Origin of the sequence: Acinetobacter sp. YH16042 (assembly GCF_013417245.1) — a bacterium.
In the GTDB taxonomy this organism is placed as follows: Bacteria; Pseudomonadota; Gammaproteobacteria; order Pseudomonadales; family Moraxellaceae; genus Acinetobacter; species Acinetobacter amyesii.
The window spans coordinates 82,683-93,783 of sequence record NZ_VPEJ01000013.1; the positions used below are offsets into that span (position 1 = coordinate 82,683).

The 11,101-nt window shown below is 40.7% G+C and carries 9 protein-coding genes and 1 pseudogene; 4 read left to right on the forward strand and 6 right to left on the reverse strand.

What is annotated here, in order from left to right; translation table 11 throughout:
* Nucleotides 1–8 precede the first annotated feature (8 nt).
* On the reverse strand, nt 9–932 hold the full coding sequence (locus FTV37_RS10750) for a LysR family transcriptional regulator (protein ID WP_180063829.1): 924 nt from the start codon (nt 930–932) through the stop codon (nt 9–11).
* 96 nt (nt 933–1,028) lie between these two features.
* Here FTV37_RS10750 and FTV37_RS10755 point away from each other — a divergent pair, with 96 nt between their 5' ends.
* Entirely contained in the window at nt 1,029–2,090 is a 1,062-nt protein-coding gene (locus tag FTV37_RS10755; protein WP_180063830.1) for an aldo/keto reductase, read from the forward strand.
* An 83-nt stretch (nt 2,091–2,173) separates the two neighbouring features.
* A complete protein-coding gene (locus tag FTV37_RS10760) occupies nt 2,174–2,632 on the forward strand; it encodes an SRPBCC domain-containing protein (protein WP_372491103.1) in 459 nt (152 codons plus the stop codon).
* A 139-nt stretch (nt 2,633–2,771) separates the two neighbouring features.
* Here the strand turns inward: FTV37_RS10760 and FTV37_RS10765 are convergent, their stop codons facing one another.
* Nucleotides 2,772–3,308: a lecithin retinol acyltransferase family protein gene (locus tag FTV37_RS10765; RefSeq protein ID WP_078193494.1), complete on the reverse strand. Its 537-nt coding sequence runs from the start codon at nt 3,306–3,308 to the stop codon at nt 2,772–2,774.
* 135 nt (nt 3,309–3,443) lie between these two features.
* Here FTV37_RS10765 and FTV37_RS10770 point away from each other — a divergent pair, with 135 nt between their 5' ends.
* Nucleotides 3,444–4,220, forward strand: a complete 777-nt coding sequence (locus FTV37_RS10770) for a phosphodiester glycosidase family protein (protein WP_257224296.1) — start codon at nt 3,444–3,446, stop codon at nt 4,218–4,220.
* Between the two features lie 56 nt (nt 4,221–4,276).
* Here FTV37_RS10770 and FTV37_RS10775 read toward each other — a convergent pair whose 3' ends face one another.
* The 4 genes and pseudogenes from FTV37_RS10775 to putA all read right to left on the reverse strand — a co-directional run.
* Nucleotides 4,277–4,525: a hypothetical protein gene (locus tag FTV37_RS10775; protein ID WP_168378614.1), complete on the reverse strand. Its 249-nt coding sequence runs from the start codon at nt 4,523–4,525 to the stop codon at nt 4,277–4,279.
* Between the two features lie 261 nt (nt 4,526–4,786).
* Nucleotides 4,787–5,011 carry a hypothetical protein gene (locus FTV37_RS10780; protein WP_168378613.1) on the reverse strand — a complete coding sequence of 75 codons (225 nt, stop codon included), beginning with the start codon at nt 5,009–5,011 and terminating at the stop codon, nt 4,787–4,789.
* Between the two features lie 252 nt (nt 5,012–5,263).
* Nucleotides 5,264–6,346: a tRNA (uridine(54)-C5)-methyltransferase TrmA gene (gene trmA, locus FTV37_RS10785; protein WP_078193491.1), complete on the reverse strand. Its 1,083-nt coding sequence runs from the start codon at nt 6,344–6,346 to the stop codon at nt 5,264–5,266.
* A gap of 230 nt (nt 6,347–6,576) precedes the next feature.
* Nucleotides 6,577–10,236: pseudogene (gene putA / locus FTV37_RS10790) on the reverse strand (trifunctional transcriptional regulator/proline dehydrogenase/L-glutamate gamma-semialdehyde dehydrogenase); the annotation flags it as partial.
* Between the two features lie 205 nt (nt 10,237–10,441).
* On the opposite strand from putA, the gene FTV37_RS10795 reads away from it, so the two are divergent.
* Nucleotides 10,442–10,936, forward strand: a complete 495-nt coding sequence (locus tag FTV37_RS10795) for an Lrp/AsnC ligand binding domain-containing protein (RefSeq protein ID WP_180063832.1) — start codon at nt 10,442–10,444, stop codon at nt 10,934–10,936.
* The last annotated feature ends 165 nt before the right edge of the window (nt 10,937–11,101 follow it).

Genomic DNA, 11,101 nt, shown 5'->3' on the forward strand with positions numbered 1-11,101 from the left:
TTCTTGGCCTAATTTTCAGATAAATTCGGCGATACGTACCAAGCATATTGATGCTGAAAATAATCGTCCAAGTGTCGCATAAAAGCCTGTACTTTAGGCGGAACAAAATGTCGATGCGGAATTACCACATAGATTGCAGTACGTTGAACAGGGATCTTGGGTAGAACTTGGATGAGCTGGCCAGATTGTAAATCTTCATCCACATGCCAGATGGAGTGGTTTGAGATGCCTAAACCTGCAAGTGCTGCTTGGCGTACGCCTTCACCTGAATTGATATGAACTTGTCCTGAAACAGGTATATTTATGTTGTGTTGATCTTGGACGAATGTCCAAAGCTGCGTAACACCCTTAGGGTATTTCTGTAAAATGCATTGGTGTATAGAAAGCTCTTCTAGAGAGCGAGGTTCGCCATGTTGTTCGATATAGCTAGGCGAGGCACACAAAATACGACGGTTTAAGCTGAGCGGTTTAGCAATCAGCGATGAGTCTTCTAGCTGTCCAATACGTATCGCAACATCGATACCTGCGGAGACCAAATCTAAATTTTGATCGGTCTGTTCAATATCTAAAGTCAATGTTGGGTGTAGATTGGCAAAGGCTGCAAATACGGGCCCCATGATACGATTTCCAAAAACTTCTGAACAGGTGATTTTTAATGTGCCACTGAGTTGTTGTGGTTCAGGCTGAAATTGGCTCAGGAGAGAATTAAATTGTTCGAATAAGGGAAAACCTTGCTGCAATAAAACAGCACCTTCCTGTGTTAAATGTAGCTGCCGTGTGGTGCGATGAAAAAGGCGCAGCCCTAAACTTTGTTCAAGTCTGTGTAGACGGCTACTAGCGACAGAAACAGAGAGATTGGCTTCTTTAGCGGCTTGACTGATTGAACCCAGTGTCGCCATTCGTGTGAATAACTCGAAATCTTCAGTTAGCATTATCAATATAATCAAGAAAGTCTTTCTCAATATTCAGGGTTTTTCTGATAAATATCTGTGCCTATTCTGTGTATAAATTAAACACAGGAAATATCTATGAACTATCACAATCTAGGGCAATCTGGCTTACAAGTTTCAGAGTTCGGCTTTGGTGCAGGTACATTTGGCGGGCAAGGCCCTATTTTCTCTGCATGGGGGCAATCGAGTTTAAATGATGCCCAACGTATGATTGATCTGTGTATTGATCAAGGCGTGAATTATTTCGATACCGCAGATGCTTATTCAAATGGTGCCTCAGAGCAGATGCTCGGTGGATTACTTCAATCAAAACGCCAAGAGGTGATTATTTCCAGCAAAGTGGGTATTCGCTTACAAGAGGGAATCAATCAAGGTGGATATTCTAGAAGCTATTTAATACAAGCCGTGGAGGCGAGTTTAAAGCGTTTAGGCACGGATTATATTGATGTGCTGCAACTGCATCAGTTTGATAGCACGACGCCACTTGAGCAGCTGATGCGCAGTTTAGATGACTTGGTAGGTAGTGGAAAAGTTCGCTATATCGGTGTGTCGAATTTTTCAGGCTGGCAGCTCATGAAAGCGCAGTCGATTGCCCAACAGCAGGGCTATGAAAAGCTAAGTGTGCATCAAGTCTATTATTCTTTGATTGGACGTGACTATGAATGGGAGTTGATGCCTGCGCAGCATGATCAACAGATTGGTGCAGTGGTTTGGAGTCCGCTGGGCTGGGGGAGATTAACAGGGAAATTTGATCGTGAGCACGCGATTCCAAAGCAAAGCCGGCTGCATGAAACAGCACAATTCGCACCGCCAGTTCAACACGAGAAGTTATATGCGGTGTTAGATGTAATGCAAGAAATAGCCATGGAAACAGGGCACTCTATCCCGCAGATTGCATTGAATTGGCTGAAAACCAGACCGACAGTTTCTAGCATTTTGATAGGCGCACGTAATGAACAGCAACTGTTGGATAACCTTGCGGCGAAAGATTGGTCGTTAAGCGTAGAGCAGTTAGCCCGATTAGACGCAGTCAGTGCAGTGTATCCACCTTATCCATACTATCCCTATTGGAATGGGCAATTTACAGAGAAGAATCCCACGCTAGTGACATCAGCATTTATTACAGAACATACAGCATAATAGGGCAATAACAATTCAGTGGTAGGCAATGATCAGTTCTCTGTGCTATCACTGAATAAAATTAAAATACTGTAGGAATGCTGATGAGTGTCGTGATTGAAACCCAGATGTTAATTCGTAAGTCCATCAATATCGTATTTAATGCTTTTGTTGATCCTTTAATAACACAGCATTTTTGGTTTAGTGCATCGAGTGGCTATCTAGAAGAAGGTAAAACCGTGCAATGGACTTGGCAGAAATATAATGCAGTCGCCGATGTAGACGTGCTGAGTATTAAGGAAAACAAATTAATTCAAATACAGTGGGGAGAACCAAAAACTCAAGTCGATTTTATTTTTGAGCAGATTAGCCCGATGGAAACCTACGTTCGTATCAAAAATTCAAAGATTCCTCTGCAAGGTCAGGCATTAATTGATTTTATTATCGATAGTACAGGTGGTTTTACAACGGTTTTGGATGCAGCCAAAATTTATTTAGAACATGGCCTGCAAAGCAATTTGGTTGAAGATAAATTTCCACCTTTTAGCAATGCGAACTTTTAGCAATGTGAAGAGTGACCAAAATTAAGCATGACATCTGATACGCCGTAAGGAAAAGCTTGTGTATTAGCGCAGTATTTCTAAGCAATGTGCTGATGTATTGAAATTTGATAAAGCCACGGTTCAATGCTGCTGCAGTGAATTAACGATTTTTATGTTCTTCACGCTTTAAATAGGTATAAACCGGCATCTGCATTTTGGCTTTTTCGCGCAGTTTCTTTTTGATATAGAACACCAGTGCAAAGCAAGTAGTGGTCACGGTCAGCATCATACTGCTCATAAAACTCATCAGAGAACTGACATAGCCAATCGTGGTGAGTCGGTTCATCATACGGAACACTTGAGGACTACTTTCAACGCCGGTAATAGCCCATGTGCATAAGTGTTCACAGTTATTAATAATCAGATGATAGTTGTTTTCATGCATGCGAGAGCGCATACGACGCACCACTTTACGACCTTTAAATTTTGGATTGCTATATGACTGAACGATAATTTTTTTGCCGTGGCTGAATTTTTCGATCGAAGTCATTTCAATTGGATGTTTTTTGAAAAGGTGTGCAAAACCAGAGTAGTGAATGACTCTACCGCGGCCGGCATATATGCCATGATGGCTATAACCGAAGTGTTTAACAATAAGATGTGTTCCAAGAGGAAAACCATCTTTCTGCACGTGCATGAATTTACCAGTCCTACTTTAAATCCGAATTATTTTTAAAGATTAGTCTACTTTTAATCTGTGAATTAATCGACTATTTTAGCGATGATTTAGCTAAAATTTGTTCGATTTTTAATGCGCGCTATGGATAGGGTCATGCTTCGACTTCAATTAACCTCAATGTTTAAAAAAATGCGCTTTATGATGCTGCTCGGTCTGATTTTCTCACCGAGTATTTCCTATGCCAATATTCAAGCAAAACGTGTCAGTCAGCCCATTGCCGTGGATGTCGTCGAAATATCGGATCTAAGTAAACTAAAACTCTATTTAAATGATACACAGCAGCAGCCATATCAAGACCTACAGCGACTAAAGCAGGTATTAGCGCGTAAGTGTAATATGATGAACTTCGCAATGAATGCCGGGATGTATCATGCAGACTTAGCACCTGTTGGTCTATACGTTGAAAATGGAGTGCAGAAAAAAGCCTTGAATCGTGCAACACGAGGCTTTGGTAATTTTTTAATTCAGCCGAATGGTGTTCTAGCATGGAATGCCAAGCAAGCGGTGATATTAACTACACAAAAATATGCTTCCACAAATTTTAATGCACGTTATGCGACGCAGTCAGGCCCGATGCTGGTGGTAGATGGAAAAATCAATTCAAACTTTATCCCACAGTCAGATTCATTGAAAATCCGCAATGGAGTGGGGATCAAGAACGGGAAGTTGTATTTTGTGATCAGTCGTGAAGGCGTGTCGTTTTATGCATTTGCACAATATTTTAAGCAGCAATTATCGATTAACAATGCCTTGTATTTAGATGGATCTGTGTCTAGTGCAGAAATCCAAGCGTTGAATAGACATGATTCAAGTTTGAAAGCTTTAGGACCAATTGTAGCGTATACAACAGCATTTCAATGCAAACAATAAAAGCCCGAATGGTCGGGCTTCATGTATACAGTCTTTAGATTGATAGCAACTACTGTTTATTTGCCAACTAAACCTAAAAAGGTACTTTGGGTTTGGCACATTTGAATGGCTTGTTCTTTAGATTGTTGCTTAATACTTTCTTCAAACTGTTTTTTCTGTTCTTTGATTTGCTCTTCGTTTAAGCCCATTTGTTTCGATAGGGCTTCGAGTTTATCCCAAGATTCTTCGCATTCTTTGGGGATTTGGCTACAAGCACTTAGACTGAGTATGCAGCAGGCAATAAGGCAACTTGTTAATTTATTCATGTTCATTCCTTTAATTTTTATATCAATGCTGTTTAGAGGTCTTCGGCATCATATTTGATGCAATATTGGGTTTTATTGTCGAGTGCTTAAAAATTATATATCGCTAATTTGCCTTGGAGCATAGCATAAAAGTTGTAAATTACGATGTGGCCGACTCACAAAACCTGATCTGTAAATAAGCGGCATCATTATGATTATTTTAAAAATGAAAAAGGCACTCTGTAAATAGAATGCCTTGTTTGAACACTGAATGTTCAGACTCTACTGTAGAGGTAGATGCTGGATTTCATTTAATTCCTTACGGCTATAACCGCGCGAAGCGAGCACTTTTTTAATACCGAGGATAACATCTTCATCTGTTGCCTTTGTAAGAGCAGCAATAAGCTGTTCATTGGTTTTACAAGAGCAATCATTTTCAACACAGGCAATTTGATTCTTATGCCCGTTTTGCTGTTCATTAGCGAACAACTTATGCCAAAAACTCATAGAGCCTTCATTTGCGACCTAACATAGGACGAAATATAACCAATCCAATAAATAAAGCAAGACTACTAAAGTGAAATTTTAGCCACTTGAATCATCATTTTTTCGATTGGACTTTTAGAATCTTTGCCTAATTGATATAAAAAGGCATCCATTACACCGCATGTGGCGAGAAAATAAAGCTTTTTTAGTATATAAAAAAGGAGCTTTTAGAAAGCTCCTTTTATGACAACAACATGACTTGAAATAATTTGTTTAAATCTTCTCAAGAAACACACCAGACTCTACATGGTGTGTATAAGGGAATTGATCAAACAAGGCAAATTTACTGATTTTATGCGTTTGTGAAAGCAGTTTAAGATTGTCATGTAAAGTATCTGGGTTGCATGAAATATAGATAATGCGTTCAAAACGTTGCAACAGTTTTAGTGTTTCATCATCGATACCTGCACGCGGTGGATCGACAAATACCGTATCGAAGTTATAGCTTGAAATTTCAATCTCAGCTTCTTCAAGGCGGCGGAATGTACGTTCAGCATTGTAGGCTTGGGTAAACTCTTCAGCAGATAGACGAGCCACTTGGATATTATCAATACCATTTTGCTCAATATTCCACTGCGCGGCATAAACTGAAGACTTGGCTAATTCGGTTGCCAAAACGCGATTAAAGCGTGTTGAAAGAGGCAGCGTGAAATTACCATTACCACAGTAGAGCTCAAGTAAGTCTTTGTCTGAGTGATCCGCAACCTGACACGCCCATTCCAGCATTTTTTGACATACGCCGGCATTGGGCTGTGTGAAGCTACTTTCAATTTGTTTATACTGATATTTACGGTCAAATACTTGGAGTTCTTCAACCACATAGTCATCAGTTAAAATCACGCGCTGACCACGACTACGACCATAAATCTTGATATTGAGCTTTTCAGACAGCGCTTTGGCAGCAACTTCCCATTCAGCATTGAGCGGGCAGCGGTAAACCAATGAAACCAGCATTTCACCTTTCAGCGTTGCTAAGAAATGAACTTCAAATAATCGGCTAGATAAGATCTCTTGTGCTTTGAGTTCATTTAATAATACGGGCATTAAATCATTAATGCTTTTATCTGCAATCGGGAAATCTTTAATTTCTACAACTTGTTTTTCATTGTCTGCATTGCGTTCAAACATTGCATAGAACATATCATTTTCAGTATGCCAAATTCGGAATTCCGCTCGCATACGAAAGTTTTGTTCAGCAGAAGGAAAAACTTCTAAAGAGGGAGGGTTGTATTCTGAAAATTGAGCCGTAATGCGGGCAACTTTGGCATCAAGTTGTTGCTGATAAGTTGAAGTCATATGCAGTAAAAAATCGCAAACATATTAAAAAAAGTCATGTTAGCAAAATTCACCTTATAAGACTAAATTAATTCCACTTTTGGCTGTATTTATCTGTAGAGAAGATGAGTCTGAATGCTTAAATTAGTTCATTCATCTAGGGGAACGTTAAAAAAACGCTCAATCTTTATGGAACATTCATAAAGATTGAGCTAAGTGAGGAACTGATTAGTTGGAGTTCATTCGAATGTTTAATTCATCGTCATTAAGCTGGCATTACCACCGGCTGCCGCAGTATTGACACTGATTGCCCGCTCAATCACGAAACGTTCTACAGGGATGTCATATTGGCCTGAAGCTAAATGTGTAATGCCAATAATTGCACCTTCACGAGACGCGATGACTTGTTGAATTTTTAATAACTCAGCTTTTTCACCATGATGTAAAACCGCATCAAAATTGCCATGATAAATATCCGTGATCACTTTAAATTGGTCTACGAGGATTTTTGGCATGCTATTTAAGTGTTTCAACACAAAAGTATTGTCTGCAAGTACGACGGGCTGACTACCTACCGATAAAATCGCAGCAATTTGATGTAGTTGATCTGCATCATTGTTAGCCAATGAAAGCACACCTTTACGTGCCAAAATGGCATATTGGTTGTTTTCACCAGTTGGGCTTTGTAGCTCAAAACTTTGTCCAGCGGCTATGGCCTGCGGTGCTTGAATAGCAATGCCTGAAAAATGCTGCTTCGCCCAAGTGTTAAAAGCCTCATATGCAGGGAAGTGTGCAGCTTGCGTTTCTGCCTGAGCCGCATAAGGTGTAGCCAGTTTTTTCTCAGAAACTTGATGCATTAAACGGTAAAGATATAAAGGACCGCCCGCTTTTGGACCAGTACCTGATAAGCCCTCGCCGCCAAAAGGTTGTACACCAACCACAGCGCCTACAATATTACGGTTAATGTATAGGTTGCCAACTTCTGCATGACCGATAACTTTTTGAATCGTGTCATCAATACGTGTATGCAAGCCCATGGTTAAACCATAACCTTTGGCATTGATTTGCGTTAATAGGTTTTCAATCTCACCATATTTGTAGGTGATTAAATGCAATACTGGCCCAAAAACTTCGCGTTCTAAATCATTTAAATGTGGAAGTTCAATTAAAGTTGGTGCAACAAAAGTTCCCGTACTTAACGCATTGCTATCAGCATTAAACATGATTTGATGTACGGGATAGCCTTTGCTACGCATCTTCTCAATATGTTTTTCAATATTTTGTTGTGCTTCAAGGTCGATCACTGGGCCAATGTCAGTTGCTAAAAGTGCAGGATTTCCGACACGAAGTTGCTTCATCGCACCTTGTAACATGGTACGGACTACGTCCACATTATCTTCTTGCACACAGAGAATACGCAGGGCAGAACAGCGTTGACCTGCACTGTCATAGGCAGAGTTAACGACATCCAATACCACTTGTTCTGTCAATGCTGATGAGTCAACAATCATGGCATTTTGACCACCAGTTTCAGCAATCAAAACCACACTTTCGCCAAATTGGTTTAAGCGCTGTGCAACGGTTTTTTGCAAGATACGTGCGACTTCCGTTGAGCCTGTAAACATGATGCCTTGGACACGTGAGTCCGCGCTGAGTTTGGCCCCAATGGTTTCGCCACGGCCAGGGAGAAGTTGCAATACATCAAACGGAACACCTGCTTCCCATAAAATATGTACAGCTTGAGCAGCAATCAGAGGCGTTTGTTCAGCAGGCTTGGCAATCACGGTATTACCTGCAACCAAGGCTGCAGCAATTTGACCTGTGAAAATAGCAAGCGGGAAGTTCCATGGGCTAATGCACAGCACAGTACCTAGGGGTTCAATTTGCGTATTCTCTGCTAGATCAATTATTTGAGCTGCATAATAACGTAGGAAATCTACAGCTTCACGGACTTCAGCAATAGCATTGGCATAAGTTTTACCACTTTCACGTGACAACAACACCATCAGAGATTGCAATTGTGCTTCCATCAAATCCGCCGCACGGTTTAAGCATGCTGCACGCTGATCTTTGTCTAAAGTTTTCCATGAACCTTGGGCATTTACCGCATTATTGAGAGCGATTTCCGCTTGTTCTAAACTGGCTTCGCTGACACTACCGACCACATCACTACGGTTTGCAGGGTTTGTAATGTTGATACTTGCAGTATGAATTTCTTCTAAATTAGCGCCCATTGCACTAGCATGCCACTGGGTATGTGCATGCTGTACGGCCGTGGTATTGAGCTGAGATAAGTCGCGATCATTGGTTAAATCGAGTCCTTTTGAGTTGCGACGTTCTGTGCCATACAAATCTTGCGGAAATGGGATAGAAGGATGCTTCGCTCCAGTGATACCTTCTTTTTCAGCCGTCGCTAATATCGTCTGTCTTGGATTTTCAATTAAATCTTCAATTTTTAAATTTTTATCTGCAATACGGTTAACGAAAGACGTATTCGCACCATTTTCCAGTAAACGTCGAACCAAATAGGCCAATAAGGTTTCATGGTTACCCACTGGTGCATAAATACGACAAGGCACACCCAGTTTGTTATCAGACTTCGAACCCACCACTTGTTCATAGAGGGGTTCCCCCATGCCGTGAAGGCACTGAAATTCATACTGGCCTGGATAGTAAAGCTCTGGCTGTGCTAATTGGTAGATCGTAGCAACGGTTTGCGCATTATGTGTTGCAAACTGAGGATAAATTTGCTCAGGTGCTGCTAAAAGTTTTTTAGCACATGCAATATAAGACAGGTCGGTATGAACTTTGCGCGTAAATACAGGATAGTCACTCATACCTTCAATTTGCGCTTTCTTAATTTCGCTATCCCAGTATGCACCTTTCACCAAGCGAATCATTAAACGTTTTTGGCTACGCTTAGCGAGGTCAATAATATGGTCGACCACATAGAAACAGCGTTTTTGGTAGGCTTGAATCACAAATCCAATACCTTTCCAGTCCGCTAATTTAGGCTCAAAACACAGGCGTTCAAGTAGTTCCAAAGAAATTTCTAAACGGTCAGTTTCTTCAGCATCAATGTTTAGACCAATATTGTAATGCTTGGCTAATACTGCAAGTTCAAGCACTTTTCCATAAAGCTCGTTATGTACACGATCGATCTGCGAGCGTTGGTAGCGTGGGTGTAGGGCAGATAATTTGATCGAAATACCTGCACCGTTATAAACATCTTTACCTTCAGAGGCTTGACCAATCGCGTGGATCGCATCGGTATAGTCTTGATAATAACGTTCTGCATCAGGTTCAGTTAATGCTGCTTCACCTAACATGTCATATGAATAGCGGAAGCCTTTGTCTTCTAATACTTCTGCATGTTTAAGCGCTTCATTGATGGTTTCACCTGTAACAAACTGTTCACCCATCATACGCATAGCCACGTCTACAGCTTTACGGATAATGCCACGTCCACTGCGTGCTAAAATACCGGTGAGTAGGCTAGACAGACTTTTTTGTTGAGGGGTTTCCATCAGTTTGCCCGTCAGCATTAATCCCCAAGCAGCAGCATTTACGAACATGAGGCTACTTTGGCCAACATGATCTTTCCAGTTACCTTGGTTGATTTTATCTTTGATCAGTAAATCACGTGTTGCTTTGTCTGGAATACGGAGTAGCGCTTCAGCTAAACACATGAGCGCGATGCCTTCCTGAGAAGACAATGAAAACTCTTGTAGCAAGCCTTGTACAATGCCTGCTTTACCTGTACCGCTTTTACGTTCACGTAATGAATGGGCTAAGTCAAAAGCCAATTGTTGAATTTGATCGCTGATCGGGGAAGGGATTTCACTGTGTGCTAATAAGTTTTCAATGCACTCAGTTTCAGCACGACGCCATGCTGTATTAATCGATTGTTCAAAGCTATTCTTGTCTTTAAATTCAATGATGTAGTCATCGCTTCCCGTGACTTCAAATACTTTTCCATTCATGTTTCAATTTTCCGTGTCAAAGTTCTATGACGAGCAAATAAATCTTGAGCTTGATCCTTTATTTAATTTATCATCACAGAATATTTAGCGAATAACTCACTATAGTTTTAATAATATTTAGAGAAAAATTCAGATGACTAGCCCATATTTGAGCTTAGACCGTATAGATATTCGAATTTTAGAGCTGCTGCAAGACGACGGAAAATTGTCCAATATTAAGCTTGCAGAAATGGTGAATTTATCACCCACTGCGGCGTTGGCACGTGTGCAAAAATTATCGAAAGAGGGCTTTATTTTAGGCTATGAAGCACGTTTAAATCCGGTCTTACTCAACAATGGATTTGTGGTTTTTGTAGAGATTTTACTAGATAAAACCACGCCCAATGTATTGGAAGATTTTTCGGATGCAGTGCGTCAAATTCCAGAAATCGTAGAATGTCATATGATCAGCGGTGGTTTTGATTTTGTAGTGAAAATACGCTGTGCAAATATGGAAGAATTTAGAAAAATTTCAGGGCAGGTGCTTTGGCAGCTACCCGGCATCAAGGAAACGCGCAGTTATCCTGTGATGGAAGTGATCAAAGAAAGTATGCAAATTAAACTGAAACCTGCGGCTCGGCCGAAGTAGCTAATCATCAATAATTGAGTATAAAAAAGGGGCATTTAGCCACTGCTGTCCCACAAAAATCACAAGAGGAACCTCAATTGAGGTTCCTCTTGTTTTATCACCCTCTTGTCTGGTGAGAATAGCGATTTCAAATACTTCCTTTCGAATAAGTTCACTTGGATAATT